Raw genomic sequence first — 21,610 nt, 5'->3', positions numbered from 1 at the left:
GACACGACCGGTGCGCGAACACCGGTCGGTCAAGCTCCTGATCAGGCCAGCTGCTCCGACCGGGCCGGGGCCGGTAACCACGAGCGGACAAGTCCCGTCAAAGGCACTGAGCCAGTCAGCCGAAGGGGCACGCTCGCAGTTGCCTGCCCACAGCCCAGCACCATCAGGCTGCGAAGGGAATCCTCACAGTCAGCCGACCAGGCCGTCGCGCCGGCCGATGGCGGCCGCCTCGGTGCGACTGGCCGCGCCGAGCTTGCCCAGGATGTTGGAGACGTGCACGCTCACCGTCTTGGTGCTGATGAAGAGCTGCTTGCCGATCTCGCCGTTCGAGCGGCCCTCGGCGACCAGCGCGAGGATCTCGAGCTCCCGCGGCGTGAGCTGGGCCGGAGCGCCGCCGACAGCCGCCGCCGCACCGCGGGCGTCCGGCGTCCCCAGCTCACCGACCAGGCCCGGGGCGCGCAGCCGCCGCGCGATCTCGCGGGCGGCCTCGGCCTCCTCGCGCGCCGCGGCGGCCTCGCCGACCAGCCGCAGGATCTGGGCGTACGACGCCCGCACCCGCGCCTGCTCCGGGACGTGACCGTACTTCGTGGTGCCCTCCACGGCGGCGGACCACGCGTCGAGCAGCTCCTCGCGCGAGACCGGCTCCACGCCCGCCAGCCAGTGCACCCGCTGCTGCTCGGCGACGAGCCGGGTCTCCCACATCCGGCCCTCGACGCCCCACGGGCCGTGCCCCTGGCGCATCCACTCCACGACCGCGTCGCCGTCGGCCCGCAGCCGGTCGGCGCGGTCGACGAGCGAGCGCCGGCCCGCGGCGCTCGCCGACGGGACGGCCCGGGCCAGCGCGGCGACGGTCTGGGCGGCGAGCCGCACCCGACCGCCGAAGTGCTCCTGCCAGATCCGGGTGAGCACCGTCATCGCGTCGTCGTAGACGGCCAGCGCGCCGGCGGCGCCGCCGCGGGAGCCGAGCAGCTCGATCTCGACGCCGGCGGCGTAGACGGCGACGCCGCCCTCGTCCTCCCAGTGCACGCGGAGCGCGCGCAGCGCGTCGAGGACGTCCTCGCCGCGCGCGGCGAGGATCGCGAGCCTGGTGGGCTGGAGGATGGCTCGCGGCAGCACCGGGCCCGACGGGTCAAGCGCAGCCTCGGAGACGGCGAGCGCCTCGTCCCAGTTGCCGAGGAGGTAGTGGCTGAGCGCGAGCTGCCAGCGCGACTCCATGCTGAACGGGGCCCAGCGCAGCCCGGTCTCCTCGCCGCGTCGCATGGTGGTGCCGAGCCAGTCGAGGGCGAGCTGCCACTCGCCGGCCTCCTGGTAGGAGCGGCCGAGCAGCCAACCGCCACGGAGCTCGGCCTGGAGGGCGCCGATCTCCGCGGCCCTGCGCACGGCCGTCTCGAGCGCCGCGCGCAGCGCCTCCTGCTCGCTGCCGGCCACGGTCTTGACCCGCAGGCCGCTCAGCGTGGTCACCACCTCCGAGGCCAGGACGGGCATCGCGAGCAGCTCGGCGAGGGCGAGCGCCTCGGTGGCGAACCCCTCGGCCTCGTCCTCGCGGCCCATGCTGGCCAGCACCCGCGCGTGGGAGGCCAGGCGCTTGGCCCGCAGCGGGCTGTCGCCCGGCGGCGCCAGCCGCAGCGCCTCGGTGGAGAGCTCGGCGGGGTCGAGGTCGGTCTCGGTGATGGTGAGCACCTCGGAGTACTCCCCCAGGAGCCGGCAGCGGGCCGCGGACGGCGCGTCGGCGGGCAGGCGACGCAGGTGCTCGGCGAGGAGCTGCGCCGCACGCGGAGGGTCGCCGCCGGTGACCAGGGCGACGGCGGCCTTGACGACCAGCTTGGAGGGGTCGATGTCGAGCCGTTGGACACGCCCGGCGTCCTCGAGCAGCTCCAGCGCCTGCTGGTAGTGCAGCGAGGCCTCCTCGGGGCCGCCGACGGCCATCGCCTCGTCGCCGGCCTCGACGGCCGCGGTGACGGCCCGGTCGAGGTCGTTGGCCCGGCGGGCGTGGCGGGCGAGCTCGGCGGCGGTGCCTCGGCCGGTGCCCTCGCTGAGCGCCTCGACGTAGCGGGCGTGCAGGCGGACCCGCTCACCGGGCAGGAGGTCGTCGTAGACGGCCTCGCCGAGCAGGGCATGGCGGAAGGAGTAGTGCTGCGCGCCGGCCTCGAGGACGTTCATCTCCACGGCCTGGCGGATGCCGGACTCGAGGTCGGCGGGGGCCAGGTCGGTGGTGGCGGCGAGCAGGTCGTGGGTCACCCGGCGGCCGGCGACGCTGGACACGCGGACGACGTGGCGGGCCTCCTCGGAGAGCTGGTCGAGCCGGACGAGCAGCACGTCGGCGAGCTCGTCGGGGACCTCCTGGGAGTCGCAGGCCCAGTTGGAGGCGACGAGCTCCTCGACGAAGAAGGCGTTGCCCTCGGCGCGGTCGACGATGCTGGCGACCGCGTCCTCGGCCAGCCCGCCCGGCGCGAGCTCGCGGACCAGCGCCCGGACCGCCGCCTCGGACAGCGGGCCCAGCGGCAGCCGGCCGACCTGGGGGAGCCGGGACCACTCGGCGACCTGTCGGCGGAGCGGATGGCGGCGGTGGAGGTCGTCGGAGCGGTAGGACCCGACGATCGCGACGGGATGGGCGAAGGGCCGGGTGAAGAGGAAGCCGAGCATGTCGCGGGTCGACTGGTCGGCCCAGTGGAGGTCCTCGATGACGAGCAGCACCGGCGCGTCCGCGGCAGCGGCGTCGACGAGCGCGTGGACGGCCGCGAAGAGGTCGCCCCGGTCGGCCCGGGACACCTCCCCGTCGTCGCCGGCGTCGGTGACGACGCGGGTGCGGCGACCCGGCTGGAGGCGGCGGAGCGCGGGATGCTCGTCGGCGACCGACTCCACCAGCTCCGGCAGGTCGGTCCCGACGCGGCCGAGCACCTCGCTGAACGGGAGGTAGGGCGGTGCGCTGTCGCCGAAGTCGAGACAGTGCCCGGCGAAGCAGCGCCAGCCGGCGGCCAGCGCCTGGTCACGCAGCGCACGGAGCAGCCGGGTCTTGCCCACGCCGGCGTCGCCCGAGAGCAGCATGGAGCGCTGGTCGGGGTCGCCGAGGACGGCGCCCAGCTGCTCGAGCTCGGCGTCGCGCCCGACCATGGTCAGGCTTGCGTGTGCGGCCACGGGCACCATTGTGGCGTCGCCCACCGACATCGGTGGGCGAGCGGGGCGCACGGCCACCGGCGCCGCCTCAGCGCGAGCGGCGCTCGACTGCGGGGTCGGTCGCGGCGAGGCGGCGCAGCCAGGAGCTGCGGCTGCGTCCGGAGCGGCTGGCGGCGGCCACGGCCCGAGCGGTCCGCTGGCGGCGGTACTCGTTCTCTGCGGTGATGAAGAGGTCGTTGCTCATGTCCTCAAGGCTGGGCCTCTGAGGTAGGCCGGGACATCGGGCAAGTGCCTTATGTGTGAACGGAGTCCGGCCGGTTCGCTGCTCGGTGCGAGTCCTAAGGTGACCGGGTGGAGTTCGCTGAGGTGGTACGACGCCGCCGGATGGTGCGCGCCTACACCCCCGATCCGGTGGACCCCGCGGTCGTCGAGCAGGCCCTCGACCACGCGACCCGGGCACCCAGCGCAGGCTTCAGCCAGGGCTGGGCGTTCGTCGTGCTGGACACCCCGGAGGCGGTGCACGGCTTCTGGGCGGCGCAGGCACCGGCCGCGCGGCCCGGGGGGCGCCCGGACCGCTGGCTCGCCGGGATGATGACCGCGCCGGTCGTGGTGGTCCCGTGCAGCCGGCAGTCGGCCTACCTCAGGCGCTACGCCGAGACCGACAAGGTGGGCCCGGCGCGAGCCCGGCTCGGGACCGACCGGCTCCGGGACGCGGACCGCTGGGCCATGCCCTACTGGCACCTCGACACGGCGATGGCCTCGCTGCTGATCCTCCAGAGCGTCACCGCGGCGGGCCTGGGCGGCTGCTTCTTCGGGCTGGTGCCCGACCGGGTCGACGCCGTCAAGGAGCTGCTCGGCCTCGTCGACACCGACGAGGAGGAGGCACCGCACCCGATCGGGGCGATCACGATCGGACACCCCGCTCCCCGCGCCGCGGGGGCGGCGGGGTCGGCGAGCCGACGGCGTCGTACGCCCTGGACGGAGGTGGCGCACCGCGGGCGCTGGGGTGCCGGATGGCGGTGACCGACCGCCGGGTGGTGCCGCGGGTGGCGCGCCTGCTGAAGCCCTACCGCGCCAAGATCGCGCTGGTGCTCGTGGCGGTCGTGGCCTCAGCGGTCCTGCAGTCGCTGGTGCCGTTCCTGACCCGGGCCGTGTTCGACCGTGCCCTCTTCCCTCTCGACGGCGGCCCGCCCGACCTGGACCTCCTGGCGTGGCTGGTCGCGGGCATGTGCGCCATCCCGGTGGCCACCGCCCTGATCGGCATCGGGCAGAACTGGCTGACCTCGACCGTCGGCAACTCCGCGATGGCCGACCTGCGCGGCGACCTCTTCCAGCACCTGCAGAAGATGGAGCTGGCCTTCTTCACCGCCACCAAGACCGGCGCCATCCAGTCGCGGCTGGCCAACGACGTCGCGGGCGTCCGCACGGTGCTGACCGACACCGCCACCACGATCGTGCAGAACTCGGTGACGGTCGCCGCGGCGTTCGTGGCGATGGTGATCCTCTCCTGGCAGCTGACGGTGCTGACCCTGGTGCTGATGCCGCTGTTCGTCTGGCTCCAGCTGCGGGTCGGGCGGCGGCGGCAGCGGCTCGCGCGGCGCACCCAGGAGTCGCTGTCGGAGATGACCGCGATCACCGAGGAGGCGCTCAGCGTCTCGGGCATCCTGCTCGCGAAGGTGTTCAACCGGTCCACCAACGAGGTCGAGCGCTACCGCGAGGCCAACCGCCGCCAGACCCGGCTCCAGGTCGAGCAGGCGATGACGGGCCGCACCTTCTTCGCGGTCGTGCAGACCTTCTTCGCGATCACGCCGGCGCTGATCTACCTCGTCGCCGGGTGGCTGATGACCGACCGCCTCGCGGTCGGCGGCGGCGCCCTGACCGCCGGCACCCTGGTGGCCTTCACGACGCTGCAGGGGCGGCTGCAGATGCCGCTGATGCAGCTGATGCGGGTCACCCTGGACGTGCAGACCTCGCTGGCACTGTTCCGCCGGATCTTCGAGTACCTCGACCTCGAGCCGGCCATCCGCGAGCGCCCGGGAGCGGTCGCGCTCGAGCCCGACCGGCTGCGGGGCCGGGTGGAGCTCCGCGGCGTGTGGTTCCGCTATCCCGAGCCGCGCACCCTCACCGGCACCGTCACCCGGGACCGGTTCGGCGACACCGGCGTGCGGATCCCGGTCGGCGACAGCGAGGCGCGCCCCGACGGGCCCGCGTGGGCGCTGCGGGACGTCTCCCTCGTCGTCGAGCCGGGCCAGCTCGCCGCCATCGTCGGCCCGTCGGGCTCCGGCAAGACGACCGCGACCTACCTGGTGCCCCGGTTCTACGACGCCACCGAGGGCGTGGTGCTCGTCGACGGCCACGACGTCCGCGACCTGACTCTCGCCTCGCTCGCCGACGCGGTCGGGATGGTCACCCAGGAGCCGTACCTCTTCCACGGCACGATCCGCGACAACATCGCCTACGCCCGGCCCGACGCCAGCGCCGCGGAGATCGAGCAGGCAGCCCGCGACGCCAACATCCACGACCGGATCGTCGGCTTCCCCGAGGGCTACGAGACGATCACGGGCGAGCGCGGCTACCGGCTCTCCGGCGGCGAGAAGCAGCGCCTCGCCATCGCCCGGGTGCTGCTGAAGGACCCGCCGATCCTGATCCTCGACGAGGCCACCTCGGCGCTGGACAACGAGACCGAGCGGCTCGTCCAGGAGGCCCTGGAGCGGGCCACCCGCTCGCGCACCACCATCGCCATCGCCCACCGGCTCTCCACCATCCGCTCCGCGGACGTGATCTTCGGTCTGGAGGACGGCCGGCTGGTCGAGCAGGGCGACCACGAGTCGCTGCTCGCCTCGGGCGGGCTGTACAAGCGGCTGTACGAGGAGCAGCTCTCGCGCACCGCGAGAACCGCGCCGGACCCCCGCCGCGCGGACGTGCCCCTCTAGTCGCTGGGCGTCAGCAGGGGGAACAGGCCGGAGAACCCCTGGTCGCCGTGTCCGGCGGCGATCCGCTCGTCCATCAGCCGCTTCACCTCGAGCATCCGGGTGACGTCCACGCCGAGCGACCGGCGGTGGTCGATCAGGTCGTCCATCAGCGCGGCCTGCACCGAGAGCGGGCCCATGTCGGGCGGGAAGTCGCCGTCGCGGACCGCCTTGCCGATCATCCGGACCAGCGGCGGGTAGCTCTCGCCGAGGGAGGCGGCCACCCGGTCCGCGAACTCCGCCACGTCCGCGCCCTCCACGTGGACCAGCCGGAGGGTGTGCAGGAGGCCGATCAGCAGCTCGTAGGCCGTCGCGACCTGGGCCATGAACTCCACCGCCGCGAGCCCGGGGTCGGCGCCGTAGTAGGTGACGGTGCCGAGCCGCCGCAGCGTCGTCTCGTGCGCGTCGAAGGCCCCCTCGGAGCCGCTGACGGAGAGCTGTGCATGGGGGGACCCGAGGTCGGGAGGGTCCGCCATGATCCCCCCGTCGACGTAGGAGGCACCGTGCCTCGTCGCCCACTCGGCGGTCCGGCGTGCGCGGGCCGGAGAACCGCTGCTGAGGTTGACGAGCGCTGCGCCGGCGACGGCGTCGCCCACCTGGTCGAGCACCTCGTCCACGGCCTCGTAGTCCAGCAGGCAGATCACGACGAGCGGGCTCGCGGCCACCGCCTCGGCCGCGGTCGGAGCGGCAGCGGCGCCGGCCGCCGTGAGGGGCGTGGCCTTGGCGGGGGTGCGGTTCCAGACGGTGACGGGGTGGCCGCCGTCGAGGAACGCGCGCGCGATGGCCGAGCCCATCGCGCCGAGTCCGAGGACGGAGACCGGTGTTCTGATTTCGGTGGCAGCAGTCATGCCCGGGACCGTAGAACCTCAAGTGTAGTTGAGGTCAATGACCGAGCTCCCCGAGGGTCGATATCGTGGTCGGCAGGTGAGCACGATGCCCGATCCCGACGACAGCACCCCCGACCCGGCGGGCGCCCGCGACAGGCGAGGCGCCGAGCGGGCCGCGGCACGGGCGCGGATCGCCCAGCAGCAGACCTGGGTCGACCTGCAGGTGCAGCAGGCCATGGAGCGCGGCGACTTCGACGACCTGCCGGGCGCGGGGAAGCCGATCGCCGGCCTCGGCGACCAGCACGACCCGGACTGGTGGGTCAAGCAGCTGGTCGAGCGGGAGCGGATCACGGTGCTGCCCGCCGCCCTGCAGCTGCGACGCGACGACGCCGAGCTGGACGACCGGATCGACGAGCTCCCCTCCGAGCCGGAGGTCCGCTCCTTCGTGGAGGACTTCAACGCCCGGGTCATCCGCGCCCGCTACACCCCCGTCGACGGTCCGCCGCTGATCACCATGCCCCGCGACGTCGACGCCACCGTGGCGCAGTGGCAGGAGCGGCGCGCCGCCCGGCGTCGTACGGCCGCGGCGGCGGCGCAGCCTCCGCCCGCTCCGCGACGCCGCTGGTGGGGGCCCCGCGGTCGTCGTACCTGACCAACCGGTTGGATCACGGCGGCGGAACCAACGCGTTGGTCAGGTACGACGCAGCGAGACATCCGTCATACCCAACCGAGGTGACGCGCCGGTAACGTCGGCGGGCGTGACGCACAAGAGCCCCAAGGACTTCTTCCGACCGCTGGCGGTGGGCGCCCCCGCCCCGCTGCGCGAGATCCCCGCCCGGCCGAGCCGTGCGATCCACTTCTTCGACCCGTCGAACGAGAAGATGGCCGCCAAGATCCCCGGGATGGTCGGCCCCGGATCCGGTTCGCCCGACGTGCTGCTCGGCAACCTCGAGGACGCCATCAAGGCCGACAACAAGGTGGCCGCGCGCGAGGGCCTGGTGCGGATCGCCCAGTCCACCGACTTCGGGCCCACCCAGCTCTGGACCCGGATCAACGCCCTCGACAGCCCGTGGGTGCTCGACGACCTCACCACGCTGGTGCCGGCGATCGGCGACAAGCTCGACGTGATCATGGTCCCGAAGGTGCAGGGCGCCGAGGACATCCACTACGTCGACCGGCTGCTCGCCCAGCTCGAGGCGAAGGCCGGGCTCGACCGGCCGATCCTGGTGCACGCCATCCTCGAGACCGCCCGCGGCGTGGCCAACGTCGAGGAGATCTGCGGCGCCAGCCCCCGCATGCAGGGTCTCTCGCTCGGCCCGGCGGACCTCGCGGCCGACCGCAAGATGAAGACCACGCGGGTCGGCGGCGGCCACCCGGGCTACCTGGTCCGCCAGGACCCGCCCCGCGACGCCGAGGGCACCGCCCAGATCGACGCCCAGCGCTCGGTCTTCCAGCAGGACCTGTGGCACTACACGATCGCCAAGATGGTCGACGCCTGCGCGACCCACGGCATCTACCCCTACTACGGCCCGTTCGGCGACATCGCCGACGTCGTCGCCTGCGAGGACCAGTTCCGCAACGCCTTCCTCCTCGGCTGCGTCGGCACCTGGAGCCTGCACCCCAAGCAGATCGCGATCGCCAACCGGGTCTTCTCCCCCAGCGTCGAGGACGTCGCCCACGCCCGCCGCGTGGTCGCCGCGATGGGCGACGGCACCGGCGCGGTGATGATCGACGGCAAGATGGAGGACGACGCCTCCCTCAAGCAGTGCCTGGTGATGGTGGAGCTCGCCGAGAAGCTCGCGGCGATCGACCCCGAGCTCAAGAAGCAGTACGACGCCGTCGAGACCCAGGAGGCCTGAGCCGTGCCCGAGCAGACCTTCCGCCCCCGCCGCTCGGTCCTCTACATGCCCAGCTCCAACGAGCGGGCGCTGGAGAAGGCCAAGACGCTGCCGGTCGACGCGCTGATCCTCGACCTCGAGGACGCCGTCGCCCCGGACGCGAAGCCCCAGGCCAGGCTCAACGCCGCCGCAGCCGTCCGCAGCGGCGAGTACGGCGCCAAGGAGCTCACCATCCGGATCAACGGCGCCGACACCGAGTGGCACGCCGACGACCTCGCCGCCGCCGCCGAGGCCGGCCCGGACGCGATCGTGGTGCCGAAGGTGAGCTCGCCGGAGGCGGTGCGCGACCTCGTCGCCGCGTTCGAGCGCGCCGGCGTGCCGGAGACGACCACGCTGTGGGCGATGATCGAGTCGCCGTACGCGATCTGGCACGCCGCCGACATCGCCGCCGCCTCCGACCGGCTCAACGTGCTGGTGCTCGGCACCAACGACCTTGTGAAGGAGCTGTTCGTCGACCACGTGCCGGGCCGCACCAACCTGGTGACCAGCCTGCAGCTCGCCGTACTCGCGGCGCGGGCGACGGGGAAGGTCGTGCTCGACGGCGTCTACAACGACGTCAAGGACACCGACGGCTACCTCGCCGAGGTCCAGCAGGGCCGCCAGCTCGGCTTCGACGGCAAGACCATCATCCATCCCGGCCAGATCGAGGGCGCCAACCGCGGCTTCGCCCCCAGCGACGCCGAGGTCGAGAACGCCCGCGGGCTGATCGCCGCCTGGGAGGAGGGCGCCGGCAAGGGCGTCGTCACCCACAACGGCAAGATGGTGGAGAACCTCCACGTCGAGTCCGCCCGCCGCACGCTGTCGATCCACGACGCGATCCAGGCTCTGCAGGGCTGAGTCGGCGGCGCGCCACAACAGATTTTGTCGCTTTTGAGCGTCCGACCCGACAAGATCTGTTGGGGCGCCGCCTCCTAGGCTGACCCGGTGACCGGCCTGCTGTTGCGCGACGTCCGGCTGGTGCCGCTGAGCCCCGCCGACCGCGCGCCCCACGCGCCCATCGACGTGCTCGTGCAGGGCGACCGGGTCACCGCGGTGGGCGAGCGGCTGGCGCGCCCTCCGGCCGTCGAGGAGTACGACGCCGGCGGCCGCTGGCTCATGCCCGGCCTGTGGGACACCCATGTCCACCTCGGCCAGTGGACGCTCGCTCGCCAGCGGCTGGACACCAGCGGCCTCCGGTCGCCGGAGGAGGCGACGACCCTGGTCGCCGGGTGGGTCGCGGAGCAGCCCGGCCGGCCGGTGATCGGCTGGGGCCACCGGCCGGGCACCTGGGCCCGCGAGCCGACCACCACCGACCTCGACGTCGCGGCCGGCGTGACGCCCGTCGTGCTGATCGCCGGCGACGCCCACCACGCCTGGCTCAACCGTGCCGCGCAGGCGGCGCTCGGGCTGCCGCTGCGCGAGGGGATGGTCGCGGAGAACGAGTGGTTCGAGGCCTACGAGCGGCTCACCTCGCTGACCGAAGCCGGCACCGACCCCGCGTCGTACCGGCGCAGCCTCGACGAGGCGGCCGCCCTCGGCGTGGTGGGACTCGTGGACTTCGAGTTCGCCGGGACCGTCGACGCATGGCGCGAGCGGTGGGCGGCCGGCTGCGACCGACTGCGGGTGCGGGTGGCGGTGTACGCCGACCAGCTGGACGCCGTGCTCGACGAGGGTCTCGGCACCGGCGACCCGCTCGTCGCGGGTGACGACCGGCTGCTGATGGGGCCGCTGAAGATCATCAGCGACGGGTCGCTCAACACCCGGACCGCGTGGTGCCACCAGCCCTACGCGCACGGCGCACCGGAGGACCACCCGGCAGGGGCGCCCAACCTGCCGCGCGACCAGCTGGTCGGCCTGCTCGCCCGTGCCGACGGACACGGGCTCGAGGTCGCGACCCACTGCATCGGCGACGCTGCTGTCGCGCAGGCGCTGGACGCTTACGAGGCCACCGGCGCCGGCGGCTCCATCGAGCACGTCCAGCTGGTCACCTCCACCGACGTCCACCGGATGGCCCGGCTCGGCCTGCGCGCTAGCGTGCAGCCGCACCACCTCGTCGACGACCGTGACCTGACCGAGGCGGTGTGGCCGGGCCGCGCAGACCGGTGCTTCGCCCTCCGCTGGCTCGCCGACGCTGGGGTGCCGCTCACCCTCGGCTCCGACGCGCCGGTGTCGCCGCTCGACCCCTGGCTCGCCGTCGACTGCGCGGTACGACGCACCGGCGACGACCGGCCGGCCTGGCACCCCGAGCAGGCGCTGAGCCGGCGCGAGGCGCTGGCGGCATCGACCGGCGGGATCGGGATGGTGGCGGTCGGGACGCCCGCCGATCTCGTCCTTCTGGACGCCGACCCGATGGAGGTTCCGCGTCCAGGGGTCGAATTCACGACCGTCGCCGGACGGATCCTCCACGCCGCGCCGGGGGTCCGCCGGTGAGCGAGCCCGCTCACCGACCGACGCCGGTCGGTCGTCACCCTCCTCGCGGCCGATCTCGGCCAACCCACGCCCGGACCGCTCGGCTGCGAACCCCCGGGGTGGGTACTGCACTTCATGGCATCGGCGCAGAGACCTGGCAGCGTATCCGGAAAGGTGGACGTCGTGAGCGAAGACAGCATGGCTAGCGGGAACGGCCACACCGCACCCGCGCCCCTACGGCTGAGCCCTTCGGACGTCGAAGCCCTCGGACACGAGCTCGACGCGATCCGGCAGCAGGTGCTCGACGACCGCGGCGAGCGCGACGCCGCCTACATCCGTCGGCTGATCAGGGTGCAGCGCGGGCTCGAGCTCAGCGGCCGGCTGGTGCTGCTGGCCGGCCGGAACCGCACCGCCTGGGTTGTCGGGACCACCGCGCTCAGCCTGGCGAAGATCCTCGACAACATGGAGATCGGCCACAACGTCCTGCACGGGCAGTGGGACTGGATGCGCGACCCGAAGATCCACTCCACCACGTGGCAGTGGGACCACGCCTCGCCGCCCGAGCAGTGGCAACGGGCCCACAACCAGGTCCACCACCGCTACACGAACATCATCGGCAAGGACAACGACCTCGGCTACGGCATCATGCGGGTCGACGAGGCGCAGGAGTGGCGGCCGCGACACCTCGTCCAGCCGCTGTGGAACTTCGTCACCGCCTGCATCTTCGAGCAGGGCATCGCGATGTACGACCTCGACCTGGGCGAGCACCTGCGCGACAAGCGGACGATGAGCCCGGAGAAGAAAGCGGAGGCGGTCGTCACGCTCAAGCGGGCCCTGCGCCAGGCGGCCAAGGACTACGTCGTGTGGCCGCTGCTGTCGGGCCGCGGCTGGCGGTCGACGCTGTCCGCGGACGCCACGGCCAACCTCGTGCGCAACCTGTGGAGCCACTCGATCATCATGTGTGGGCACTTCCCCGAGGGAGTCGAGGCCTTCGAGCTCGACGAGCTCGACGAGGACGAGTCCCGCGGCGACTGGTACGTCCGGCAGATGCTCGGTTCTGCCAACATCTCGGGCTCGCCGGTGTTCCACGTGCTCGCCGGCAACCTGTCCCACCAGATCGAGCACCACATCTTCCCGGACCTGCCCAGCAACCGGTACGCCGAGATCGCACCGCGGGTGCGCGAGGTCTTCGACAAGTTCGGCCTCAACTACTGCTCACGGCCGCTGGTCCAGCAGGTGGGCAGCGCCTGGCACAAGGTGGTGCGGCTCTCGCTGCCCAACGGCTGGCTCGCCGAGACGAACCGTCACAACCTGGTCCCGCAGTTGCGCAAGCTCGCCGCCCGCCCCGCCGGTTGACAGTCCGTCGACGAGCCGGGTCGACAGCCGTCCGACTCTCCCGCGGCACGCGAGCGTCACCCTGCCCCGATCGCGGGCAGGGTGACGCTGGCGTCAGCTCCCGGATGCCTCGTCGGCGGACCCGTTTCTGGCCGCCGCCTTGGCCACGTCGGCCGGCGTGACGTCGACATCGCCGGCGTCAGCCTCGGCGTCGATCTTTGTCACCGGCTTCGAGACCGCCTTCTTCGCGGGCTTGGGCTTCTCCACCGGGGCCGGATCGAGGCCCAGCTCCTCGGTCACGTTCACCGGCTCGTCCGGCGTGACATCGATCTTCGCCGGCTCGACCTTCTTCGCGGCCGACTTCTTCACGGCGGGCTTCTTCGCCGCGGGCTTCTTCGCCGCGGGCTTCTTCGCCGCGGGCTTCTTCGCCGCGGGCTTCTTCGCCGCGGGCTTCTTCGCCGCCGACTTCTTCGCCGCCGGCACCTCGGGCGCCTCCGCGGTGCCCGCCGAGTCCTCCTTCGCCGGGGACGGCGTCTCGGCCTGCTGCCCCGGGGTCGCGGGGTCGGAGCCCTTGCGCCCGGGCACCAGCGCGGTGACCGCCCCGGCGGCCTTCCCGGTGACGGTCTTGGTCACGTGGCCGCCCGCGGAGGCGGCCCCCTTGGCCAGACCGACCGCGGACCCCGCAGCGGTCACCGGCGCCTTCACCGATCCGACGGCGACGTCCTTGATCTTGCCCAGCGGGTTCTTGCGAGCCACGGTTGGTCCCTTCGATTGCTGTCCGGTCCGTTCGGTCGGGCGCGGGACGCCCGCATCCTCGACCTGTCCGGTACCCGATCGAGCACCTGCTACGCAGCGGAGCGTGTGACCTGCGTCGTGCCCGGCTCGCGATAGGGCTTCCTCAGAACGCGTAGCGCACGCGGCAGTACGGCAGCCGCTCGGCGAGCAGCTCGGTGAGCTGGGCGACGTACCGGCCCTTGCTCGCCGACCGGTAGCGCACGTTGGACTGGCCGCTCTCGCTCCGCTTGCGCTCCTGCAGGTCCGGCCGCCACAGCAGCTCCTCGGCGCGTGGGTGCCACCCCAGGTTCACCTCGTGGAGGGCCTGGTTGTGGGTCAGGAAGATGATCTCGCAGGCCAGCTGCCGCTTGGCCGCGTCGTCCAGCACGTCGTCGATCTCGTCGAGGAGCGCGGCCCAGCTCTCCAGCCACCCGTCGTGGACGATGACCGGGCTGAAGTTGAGGTGCACCTCGTAGCCGGCCGCCACGAAGTCGTTCACCGCGGCGATCCGCTCCCCCACCGGCGAGGTGCGCAGGTCGACCAGCCGGCTCGTCTCCTGCGGCATCAGCGAGAACCGCACCCGGGTGCCGTCGCGAGGGTCGTAGTCCAGCAGGTCGCGGTTGACGAACTTGGTGGCGAAGGACGCCTTGGCGTTCGGCAGGCCCGCGAAGAGCCCCACCAGGTCGCGCACGTTGTCCGAGACGAGCGCGTCGACCGAGCAGTCGCCGTTCTCGCCGATGTCGTAGACCCAGGCCGTGGGGTCGCACTGGTTCGGCTCGAGCTTGAGCCCCTGACGGTCGGCGTGCCGCCCGAGGTAGCCCACGATCTGCTCGATGTTGACGAAGGCGGTGATCGGGTTCGCGTAGCCCTTCCGCCGGGGCACGTAGCAGTACGAGCACGCCATGGCGCACCCGTTGGACGTCGAGGGCGCGATGAAGTCGCTGGACCGGCCGTTGGGCCGCGCGGTGAGGCTCTTCTTCACGCCGAGGACCAGGACGCTGCGCTTGTTGCGCACCCAGTCGGCGACGTTCCCCTCGTTGCCGTAGAGGCCGGGCATGTCGTGGTGGGCGGGCACCTCGATCCGCTGGGCGCCTGGGAACCGCTCCAGGATCTCGACCGCCCGCTGGTGCTGCTCGATGTCGGGCTCGTGGTAGATCGTCGCGACGTCCAGGAGTCGCTCGGCGGGCACGCTCGGCACACCGGCACAACAACCGCGGGGAGGGGGCTGTTCCGTGGCTCCGGACTTCGCCCGCCCGCCGTGGGTACCGGATCCGCGTGACCGCACGAGCGATCGAGATCCTCCCCGAGGGCCACCTGAGCGCTGCCGTCGACACCCTGATCCGGCTCGTCGAGGCCGCCGGCGCCTGCATCGTCTTCACCGGGACGGTGGTCGCGGTGGTGATGTTCGTCCGCGCTCTCGTCCATCGCGACGTCGCCGGCTTCACGAGGGTCCGGCTGACCCTGGGTCGGTTCCTCGCGCTCGGTCTGGAGTTCCTGCTGGCTGCCGACATCCTCAGCACCGCCGTCGCGCCGACGTTCGAGGAGCTCGGCAAGCTCGCCGCGGTCGCCGCCATCCGGACCGCGCTCAACTACTTCCTGTCCCGCGAGATCGCTGCGGAGCAGCGGGAGGTCGGCGAGGAGCAGCACTCGTGATGACCGACCTGGTCGACGCGGCGGCCCTCCTGGTCACCGCCGCCGGCGTCCTCGTCGCGATCGCCGCCTGGGCCCTGACCCGCAGCCACAGCCCCGCCGTTCCGCTGCTGATCGACTTCCTGCTGGCCGCGGGGCTCCTGCGGCTGACGGTCCACCATGACTGGCAGGCCATCGGGGCGGCAGCCCTGGTCGTCGTGCTCCGCAAGGTCGTCGCAGGGGGGATCGGCCGCGCCGCCTCCGTCCGGCGTCGTACGACGATGTCGTCGGCATGATCAGATCGAGCGGGTCTCCCCCGAGCGGTCGCCGAAAGCCGCCGCGACGTCGCCGGCGAGGGCCAGGCGCACCCGTCGCTCCATGTCCTGGACCGGCGCCAGGTCGTGGTGGAGGAGGTCGCTGGAGGCCGTCTCGCGCACCAGGGCGGCCTCCCGGGCGATCTCCTCCCGCTGGCGGTCATCACGGGCTGCAGCGGCCATGTCGCGCAGCATCCGCAGCAGCGCGACGAGCACCGTCGGCTCGCCGCTGGCGTAGCGCCGCAGCTGGCCGCAGGCGAGCTCGAGGTAGTACCGCAGGTCGCGGTCCGGCACCACGGCACGCACCGCGCCGTCGTCGTCGCGGTGCTCGCTGGCGCCGAGCCGGCAGCCCAGCAGCCGGACCAGCAGGTCGCTCAGGTGGCCGACGGCGTGGGCGGCGGTGACCGGGTCGTTGATGCCAGGCGACAGCGCCTTGACCGCGATGTCCTCGAGCTGGCGGAATCCGAAGGCGGCGTCCTGCTCGAAGGTCCGCTCGAAGCCGAGGTCGACGCAGCCGTGCACCGCCTCGGCGAGGTCCTCCTCGTCGGTGGCCCACACCGTGGCCACGGGGGTGCCGCGGACGACGTGGTCGCCGGGCCGCACCTCCACGCGCACCACGCCGTGCGCAGCGGCAGCCGCGGCGACCAACCCGTCCACGTTGACGAGCCGGACGAACCCGCTCTTCCGGGCTTCGACCGGGATGCCGGCGACCTGCGGCAGGATCCCCTCGCCCGCGGTCCGGCTGTCGTCGTCGTACGACGGGTAGAAGGTTTCGATCGCACGGCTCGTGTCGTCATGCACCGCCCGCATCATCGAGTCGACGCGCAGCGTGCGGATCATGTGGGTGATGAACGCCAGCACGCTGGCGAGGGCGAGCAGGCCCAGCAGGAAGGCGAGCAGCACGCTGAGCACCGGCGGCGGCTCGTCGGTCCGGAAGTGACGCAGGCCGGTCAGCGAGCAGACGAAGGTGGCGACGAGCACGGAGAGCACGACCCGGGTGATCGGGTCACGGGTGAACTCGCGGAGCAGCCGGGGTGAGAACTGCTGCGACGCCAGCTGGAGGGCTACCACGGTGACCGAGAAGGTGAGCGTGGTGACCGTGACCGCGGACGTGGCGACGGTCTGGACGAGCGCCGAGGCGGCGGAGGTGTCGCCGGGCCAGACCAGGTCACGCAGCCAGTGGTCGGAGGGCAGCCTGATGCGCGCAGCCAGCTCACCGACGACGAACGCGACCACACCGGTGACCGTCGGCCACACCCACATCGGCTGCACCCGGCGCTCCGCACGCCTTGAGCGCGCGAGGACGCGGGGGGTGGCCGTCATGTGCCGGTGGTACCCCGGGAGGGTGCCCGCCAATCAACCCAGCCGATCAGCGGACGTTCGACCCCGCCGATCAACCGGCCGTTCAACCCGGCCACCCGGTCAGCGGCCCGCGGCCGCCACCAGGTCGCGGAGCCGCGCTGCGAGGTCGTCGTCGAACGCGCCGGCGGGCGCGCGCCAGGTCCAGTTGCCCTCGTCGGTGCCGGGGGTGTTCATCCGGCTGTCGCTGTCGAGGCCCAGCAGGTCCTGCGCCGGCACGACGGCCAACCGGGCCGTCGACGCCAGGGCGAGGCCGATCAGGGCCCAGGGCATCGGCTCGTCCGGATCCTCGAGGTGGGCGCGGACCCGGGCCCGAGCGCGGGCGTCGAGCTGCCGCCACCAGCCGAGGGTCGTGTCGTTGTCGTGGGTGCCGGTGTAGACGACGCTCAGCTCCCCGTGCCGCTCCGGCAGGTAGGGGTTGTCGGCCTCGCCGTCGAAGGCGAACTGCAGGATCTTCATGCCGGGCAGGCCGGACTCCTCGCGCAGCTCGTCGACCTCCGGCGTGATCAGCCCCAGGTCTTCGGCGACCAGGGTGCCCGGACCTGCGGTGTCCAGCAGGGCGGCGAGGATCTCCCGGCCCGGCGCGCGCACCCACTCGCCCTCACGGGCGGTCGGCGCGTCGGCCGGCACGTGCCAGGCCGCCTCGAACCCGCGGAAGTGGTCGATCCGGATCAGGTCGAAGAGGTCGCGCTGGCGGGCGATCCGTCGCCGCCACCACGCGTACCCGTCGGCGGCCATGGCGTCCCAGTCGTAGTGGGGGTTGTTCCAGCGCTGCCCGTCCTCGGCGAAGTAGTCCGGCGGGCAGCCGCTCACCGTGACCGGCCGGCCCGCCTCGTCGAGGTGGAAGAGCTCCCGGTGCGCCCAGACGTCGGCGCTGTCGAGGGAGACGAAGATCGGGATGTCACCGAAGAGCAGGACGCCCTTCGCGGCGGCGTGGTCGCGCAGGCGCTGCCACTGCTGGGCGAACACCCACTGCTCGAACCGGAGCTCCTCCACCCGGCCGGCGACGGGCGCCAGCGCGTCGGCCACGGCGTCCCGCTCGCGGTCGCGCAGGGCGGGCCTCCAGTCGTGCCAGGGCGCGCCGCCGTGCAGCTCGCGGAGCGCGGTGAACTCCACGTAGGGCTCGAGCCACGCCGCCTGCTCCGCGCACCACGCCGCGAAGGCCGCCTGCCGGTCGGGGTCGAGCCCCGAGAGGTCCTCGAGCCCGTCGGCTGCCCGGCGCTGAGGGCTGATCAGGTCGGGGCTCCCGGCCATCGAGGAGAGCGCGTTGTACGGCGAGCCGTCGCCCTCGTGGGTCGGCACCAGGGGCAGCACCTGCCAGACCGTGCAGCCGGCCGCGGCCAGGAAGTCGACGAACCGGTAGGCCTCCTCGCCGAGGTCGCCCGCCGATCCGGAGCCGCCGGGCAGCGACGTCACGTGGAGCAGCACCCCGGCCCGTCGTACGGCGAGCGGCCCGCGGAGCTGGGTGGTGTCGGTGCGATCGGCGCTCTCCCCCATGCGCCGAGCCTAACGACGCGATCCACCGCCGCCGGGCCGCGGACGGCCGGCCGGACCACCGCCGGGCTGCCGCGGGACGGCGTGAAGCGTGACGTCGTGGAGGGCGCCCTCGTCGGCGACCGCGGTGAGGTAGGTGCAGTGCGGCTGGCGGCGGCGGTCGGTCGGCGAGCCCGGGTTGAGCAGGCGGAGGCCGGTCGTGGTCGTCGTGTCCCACGGGATGTGGCTGTGCCCGAAGACCAGCACGTCGAGGTCGGGGTAGCGGGCGCTGCACCGCTCCTCGCGTCCCTTGGCCGGGCCGGTCTCGTGCACCACGCCGAGGCGGACGCCCTCGACCTCCACCCGGGCCACCTCGGTGAGCCGCTCCCGCAGCACGCCGTGGTCGTTGTTGCCCCAGACCGCGACCAGCCGACGCGCACGATCCTCGAGCCGGTCGAGCAGGGCCACGTCGACCCAGTCGCCGGCATGGACGACGACGTCGGCGTCGTCCACCGCCCGCCACACCTGCTCCGGCAGGTCCCGGGCCCGCTTGGGCACGTGGGTGTCCGCGAGGATCAGCAGCCGGGTCGCCATCGCCCCAGTGAAGCAGCCGCGGCGCGACGGAGGTGCCGGCCCGCCTGCGGGTAGGGCAGGCTGCCTCCATGCACTTCGTCGGCATCGACCTCGCCTGGGGCGACCGGAGGCCCACCGGGCTCGCCGTCCTCGACGACGCGGGCCGGCTGTTGCACGTGTCGGCGGCGACCACCGACGACGAGATCGTCGCGGCCCTGGCGCCGTACGTCGAGGGCGAGTGCCTGGTCGCGGTCGACGCACCGCTGATCGTCACCAACACCACCGGCAACCGACCCGCCGAGGCCGCGCTCAACAAGCACTTCGCCCGGTTCGACGCCGGCGCTCACCCGTCCAACACCGGGAAGCCGGAGCTGGCCGGGCAGCCGCGCGGGGCGCGGATCGCGAGCCGACTGGGGCTGGACATGAACCCGCGCTCGGGGCGGGCCCGCCGCGCGATCGAGGTCTACCCGCACCCCGCGACGGTGGCGCTGTTCCGCCTCGGCCGGACCCTGAAGTACAAGCACAAGCCCGGCCGCGACCTGGAGCAGCTGCGCTCGGAGCTCAGCGTGCTCCTCGGCCTGCTCGAAGGCCTCGCCAGTGCCGATCCGCCGCTCCTCCTCGACGGCCAGGTGGGCGGTCCGGGCGGGCGCACGGCGTGGCGGGCCCTGCGCAACGCCGTGGAGAAGGCCGGCCGCAAGAGTGAGCTGCGGGTCGTGGAGGACCAGGTCGACGCCGTCCTCTGCGCCTACGTCGCGCTCTTCGCCGACCGGCGGCCGGCGGACGTGACCACCTACGGCGACTTCGAGAGCGGCTACATCGTCACCCCGACGCTGCCGGACGACCTGGTCCCGACGCCGCGCGGCCGGCGGATCACCCCGGTCGTGCGGGACCCGCAGTCGGCGGTGCGCGAGTACGCCGAGCTGCAGCCCCGGCTGCGGCTCGCCGCCGACGAGTACGCCCGCCTGGTGACCTCGATCCTCGACGACGCCGGCATCAACTACCTCACCGTCGCCGGCCGCGCGAAGTCCGTCGCCTCCTTCGCGGCGAAGGCGGCCCGCACGAGGGGCGACCGGCCGGTCTTCGCCGACCCGCTCCGCGAGATCACCGACCAGATCGGGATCCGGGTGATCACCTACGTCCACAGCGACGTCCAGGCCGTCGTCGACCTGCTGAGCGACCAGGTCGTGGTCCACGACGACCGTGACCTCGGCCTCGAGACCGCGAGCGAGGGCCGCTTCGGCTACGCGAGCCGCCACCTGCTCATCGGGCTGGACCCGGCCCGAGAGGACCAACCGCCCTACGAGCTGCTGCGCGGTCGCCAGGCCCAGGTCCAGATCCGCACCGTGCTGCAGCACGCGTGGGCCGAGTTCGAGCACGACATCCGCTACAAGGGGTCGATCCCCGACGAGCACGTCCCCGAGTTCGACCGGCGGTTCACCCTCGCCGCGGGCCTCCTCGAGCTGGCCGACCGGGAGTTCTCCACGATCCGCGACCGGCTCCGCGATGGGATGGCCGGGCCCACCAGCGAGATCGAGGACGAGGACCCGCGGCTGAGCCCCCGCGAGCTGGCCGCGTTCCTCGCCGGGCAGTACGCCGACGCGGGCTGGTCCCGCACGGAGCACTACGCGTGGATCGCGGGACTGGTGCTCGAGCTCGGCATCACCTCGCTCGCCGAGCTCGGCGAGACGCTGCGGACGGTCGACGAGGCGACGCTGGCCGAGCGGATGGACTACCGCTACCCACCCGGCGCCGTACGCCGCCTCGACGACGCGCTGCTGTGGGCCTGCGGCGAGGCGTACGTCGACCTCCGGGCGAACGCCCACCGCGCGGCCGCGCTCCGGGCGAGGCTGGCGAAGATGCGCGGCGCCGGCTGATGACCCCGGCCACCGCCCGCGGCTAGGTTCGAGGGATGGCCCGCTATGCCGTCAACGACGCCGCCGTGGAGAGGGCGCGCGCGCTGATCGCCGGTCGGCAGTACGTCCTGGACAGCGACTGGGGGGCGGTCCAGCCCGACGCCGACGCCGGCAACGCCTATCTCGAACGACACTCGTGGGACGACTACGCCGCGTGGCACCTCGGCCTGACCGACGGCGCCAACGAGGGCACCAAGGCCCGTTACGCCTTCGTGTACGGCGACTTCCGTCGCGTCCACCGGTCCGGGCTCATCGCGTGCGTCTACCGCGCGGCGGAGTGGCGACACAAGCAGGTCGAGCTCGCCGCCCACGAGCTGCTCCAGGAGCTCGACCGGGCGGCGGGCATCGGATAGGTCGGAGCGCTACGCGCTCAAGCCATCTCGGGCACGTGCAGGTGCGCGTAGACCAGGTCGAACTCGTGCACGTCGACGATCGCGCCCTGCGCCTCGCTCGCGACCCGGTTGCGCATGTCGTCGCCCGCCGATCGGCTGGCCTCCATGGCGGCGCGCGACTCCCAGGCCGTGGTGGCGCACCCGAGTCCGGTGCCCAGGCCGACCAGGAGGCTGGCACCGCAGAACCCCGGCATCTGCTCCAGCTGCGGCAGGATGCCGGTGCGGAACGCCTCCGCCATCGTGTCGACGTCGCCCTCCACCCAGCTCACCCGACAGCACTCGCCGTGGTGGCTGCGGTGCATCAGGCGGATCTCCCACTCGTCGACCTCCATCGTCGCGCCGAGGATGTCGCGCCCACGGTCGCGCAGCGGGCGGAGCCGCTCGTCGCTGGCCCGCATGGCCTTCTCGCTCTCCCACGAGCTCGTGGTGATGCCGTGGCCCGCCGCGCGGTCCACGAGCAGCGAGAGGCCGCGACACCCCTCGAGCTGGTCGACCATCGGCGCGACCTCGTTCTCGACGAACCGGATACCGTCATCGATGCTGCTGGCCCTTCCGTGGAAGGTGATCGAGCGTGCGAACACGGACCTGCTCCTCTCCGGACGCCGGCGGTGCCCGGACGGCATCGCCGCTGGCTCCCTGCATACGCCTGTCA

At 73.1% G+C, this 21,610-nt stretch carries 20 protein-coding genes; 11 read left to right on the top strand and 9 right to left on the bottom strand.

Annotated features, from left to right (window positions below; translation table 11 throughout):
- Positions 1-189: 189 nt before the first annotated feature.
- Both ACPOLA_RS12315 and ACPOLA_RS12310 read right to left on the bottom strand, forming a co-directional pair.
- Positions 190-3,135: a helix-turn-helix transcriptional regulator gene (locus ACPOLA_RS12315; protein ID WP_435770732.1), complete on the bottom strand. Its 2,946-nt coding sequence runs from the start codon at positions 3,133-3,135 to the stop codon at positions 190-192.
- A 67-nt stretch (positions 3,136-3,202) separates the two neighbouring features.
- Entirely contained in the window at positions 3,203-3,358 is a 156-nt protein-coding gene (locus ACPOLA_RS12310; RefSeq protein WP_435770731.1) for a hypothetical protein, read from the bottom strand.
- Positions 3,359-3,465: 107 nt separating this feature from the next.
- On the opposite strand from ACPOLA_RS12310, the gene ACPOLA_RS12305 reads away from it, so the two are divergent.
- A complete protein-coding gene (locus ACPOLA_RS12305) occupies positions 3,466-4,137 on the top strand; it encodes a nitroreductase family protein (protein ID WP_435770730.1) in 672 nt (223 codons plus the stop codon).
- On the top strand, positions 4,128-6,047 hold the full coding sequence (locus ACPOLA_RS12300; protein WP_435770729.1) for an ABC transporter ATP-binding protein: 1,920 nt from the start codon (positions 4,128-4,130) through the stop codon (positions 6,045-6,047). Before ACPOLA_RS12305 ends, ACPOLA_RS12300 begins: the two co-directional genes overlap by 10 nt.
- Here the strand turns inward: ACPOLA_RS12300 and ACPOLA_RS12295 are convergent.
- On the bottom strand, positions 6,044-6,931 hold the full coding sequence (locus ACPOLA_RS12295; RefSeq protein WP_435770728.1) for an NAD(P)-dependent oxidoreductase: 888 nt from the start codon (positions 6,929-6,931) through the stop codon (positions 6,044-6,046). The genes ACPOLA_RS12300 and ACPOLA_RS12295 overlap by 4 nt on opposite strands.
- Positions 6,932-7,016: 85 nt before the next feature.
- Here ACPOLA_RS12295 and ACPOLA_RS12290 point away from each other — a divergent pair, with 85 nt between their 5' ends.
- From ACPOLA_RS12290 to ACPOLA_RS12270, 5 genes are all read left to right on the top strand, one after another.
- Positions 7,017-7,562 (top strand): DnaJ family domain-containing protein, encoded by a 546-nt coding sequence (locus ACPOLA_RS12290; protein ID WP_435770733.1) that lies wholly within the window; start codon positions 7,017-7,019, stop codon positions 7,560-7,562.
- 106 nt (positions 7,563-7,668) lie between these two features.
- A complete protein-coding gene (locus ACPOLA_RS12285; RefSeq protein WP_435770727.1) occupies positions 7,669-8,769 on the top strand; it encodes an HpcH/HpaI aldolase/citrate lyase family protein in 1,101 nt (366 codons plus the stop codon).
- A 3-nt stretch (positions 8,770-8,772) separates the two neighbouring features.
- Positions 8,773-9,645 carry an HpcH/HpaI aldolase/citrate lyase family protein gene (locus tag ACPOLA_RS12280; protein WP_435770726.1) on the top strand — a complete coding sequence of 291 codons (873 nt, stop codon included), beginning with the start codon at positions 8,773-8,775 and terminating at the stop codon, positions 9,643-9,645.
- Positions 9,646-9,732: 87 nt separating this feature from the next.
- A complete protein-coding gene (locus ACPOLA_RS12275) occupies positions 9,733-11,217 on the top strand; it encodes an amidohydrolase (protein WP_435770725.1) in 1,485 nt (494 codons plus the stop codon).
- A gap of 162 nt (positions 11,218-11,379) precedes the next feature.
- A complete protein-coding gene (locus ACPOLA_RS12270) occupies positions 11,380-12,552 on the top strand; it encodes a fatty acid desaturase family protein (protein ID WP_435770724.1) in 1,173 nt (390 codons plus the stop codon).
- 93 nt (positions 12,553-12,645) lie between these two features.
- Here ACPOLA_RS12270 and ACPOLA_RS12265 read toward each other — a convergent pair whose 3' ends face one another.
- Both ACPOLA_RS12265 and ACPOLA_RS12260 read right to left on the bottom strand, forming a co-directional pair.
- A complete protein-coding gene (locus tag ACPOLA_RS12265; RefSeq protein ID WP_435770723.1) occupies positions 12,646-13,287 on the bottom strand; it encodes a hypothetical protein in 642 nt (213 codons plus the stop codon).
- Positions 13,288-13,429: 142 nt separating this feature from the next.
- On the bottom strand, positions 13,430-14,503 hold the full coding sequence (locus tag ACPOLA_RS12260) for a spore photoproduct lyase family protein (protein WP_435770722.1): 1,074 nt from the start codon (positions 14,501-14,503) through the stop codon (positions 13,430-13,432).
- Positions 14,504-14,580: 77 nt separating this feature from the next.
- Here ACPOLA_RS12260 and ACPOLA_RS12255 point away from each other — a divergent pair, with 77 nt between their 5' ends.
- Positions 14,581-14,958, top strand: a complete 378-nt coding sequence (locus tag ACPOLA_RS12255; protein ID WP_435770721.1) for a DUF1622 domain-containing protein — start codon at positions 14,581-14,583, stop codon at positions 14,956-14,958.
- Positions 14,958-15,230 (top strand): hypothetical protein, encoded by a 273-nt coding sequence (locus ACPOLA_RS12250; RefSeq protein WP_435770720.1) that lies wholly within the window; start codon positions 14,958-14,960, stop codon positions 15,228-15,230. The genes ACPOLA_RS12255 and ACPOLA_RS12250 overlap by 1 nt, the downstream gene beginning before the upstream one ends.
- Here the strand turns inward: ACPOLA_RS12250 and ACPOLA_RS12245 are convergent, their stop codons facing one another.
- The 3 genes from ACPOLA_RS12245 to ACPOLA_RS12235 all read right to left on the bottom strand — a co-directional run bounded on the left by ACPOLA_RS12245 (position 15,231) and on the right by ACPOLA_RS12235 (position 18,674).
- Complete coding sequence (locus tag ACPOLA_RS12245) at positions 15,231-16,571, bottom strand: DUF2254 domain-containing protein (protein WP_435770719.1); 1,341 nt, start codon at positions 16,569-16,571, stop codon at positions 15,231-15,233.
- Positions 16,572-16,670: 99 nt separating this feature from the next.
- Positions 16,671-18,104, bottom strand: coding sequence for a 4-alpha-glucanotransferase (gene malQ, locus ACPOLA_RS12240; protein ID WP_435770718.1), 1,434 nt, complete (start codon positions 18,102-18,104; stop codon positions 16,671-16,673).
- Between the two features lie 9 nt (positions 18,105-18,113).
- The gene (locus tag ACPOLA_RS12235) at positions 18,114-18,674 is read right to left on the bottom strand and encodes a metallophosphoesterase family protein (protein WP_435770717.1); all 561 of its coding nucleotides are present in this window, start codon (positions 18,672-18,674) and stop codon (positions 18,114-18,116) included.
- Positions 18,675-18,742: 68 nt separating this feature from the next.
- Here ACPOLA_RS12235 and ACPOLA_RS12230 point away from each other — a divergent pair, with 68 nt between their 5' ends.
- Both ACPOLA_RS12230 and ACPOLA_RS12225 read left to right on the top strand, forming a co-directional pair.
- A complete protein-coding gene (locus tag ACPOLA_RS12230; protein ID WP_435770716.1) occupies positions 18,743-20,527 on the top strand; it encodes a DUF429 domain-containing protein in 1,785 nt (594 codons plus the stop codon).
- 35 nt (positions 20,528-20,562) lie between these two features.
- Positions 20,563-20,919, top strand: a complete 357-nt coding sequence (locus tag ACPOLA_RS12225) for a hypothetical protein (RefSeq protein ID WP_435770715.1) — start codon at positions 20,563-20,565, stop codon at positions 20,917-20,919.
- 17 nt (positions 20,920-20,936) lie between these two features.
- On the opposite strand, the gene ACPOLA_RS12220 is transcribed toward ACPOLA_RS12225, so the two are convergent.
- Positions 20,937-21,539, bottom strand: coding sequence for an antibiotic biosynthesis monooxygenase family protein (locus ACPOLA_RS12220; RefSeq protein ID WP_435770714.1), 603 nt, complete (start codon positions 21,537-21,539; stop codon positions 20,937-20,939).
- Positions 21,540-21,610 lie beyond the last annotated feature (71 nt).

The sequence above is a fragment of the Nocardioides proteolyticus genome (genome assembly GCF_051280635.3).
Taxonomy (GTDB): domain Bacteria; phylum Actinomycetota; class Actinomycetes; order Propionibacteriales; family Nocardioidaceae; genus Nocardioides.
This window is presented reverse-complemented; position numbering and strand designations above follow the sequence as displayed.

What these genes read in the sequence shown, in the direction of transcription:
- ACPOLA_RS12300 (WP_435770729.1), top strand. Translation starts at nt 4,128, where the DNA reads ATGGCGGTGACCGACCGCCGGGTGGTGCCGCGGGTGGCGCGCCTGCTG.
- ACPOLA_RS12230 (WP_435770716.1), top strand. Translation starts at nt 18,743, where the DNA reads ATGCACTTCGTCGGCATCGACCTCGCCTGGGGCGACCGGAGGCCCACC.
- ACPOLA_RS12250 (WP_435770720.1), top strand. Translation starts at nt 14,958, where the DNA reads ATGACCGACCTGGTCGACGCGGCGGCCCTCCTGGTCACCGCCGCCGGC.
- ACPOLA_RS12235 (WP_435770717.1), bottom strand. Translation starts at nt 18,674, where the DNA reads ATGGCGACCCGGCTGCTGATCCTCGCGGACACCCACGTGCCCAAGCGG.
- ACPOLA_RS12225 (WP_435770715.1), top strand. Translation starts at nt 20,563, where the DNA reads ATGGCCCGCTATGCCGTCAACGACGCCGCCGTGGAGAGGGCGCGCGCG.
- malQ (WP_435770718.1), bottom strand. Translation starts at nt 18,104, where the DNA reads ATGGGGGAGAGCGCCGATCGCACCGACACCACCCAGCTCCGCGGGCCG.
- ACPOLA_RS12245 (WP_435770719.1), bottom strand. Translation starts at nt 16,571, where the DNA reads ATGACGGCCACCCCCCGCGTCCTCGCGCGCTCAAGGCGTGCGGAGCGC.
- ACPOLA_RS12310 (WP_435770731.1), bottom strand. Translation starts at nt 3,358, where the DNA reads ATGAGCAACGACCTCTTCATCACCGCAGAGAACGAGTACCGCCGCCAG.
- ACPOLA_RS12290 (WP_435770733.1), top strand. Translation starts at nt 7,017, where the DNA reads ATGCCCGATCCCGACGACAGCACCCCCGACCCGGCGGGCGCCCGCGAC.
- ACPOLA_RS12295 (WP_435770728.1), bottom strand. Translation starts at nt 6,931, where the DNA reads ATGACTGCTGCCACCGAAATCAGAACACCGGTCTCCGTCCTCGGACTC.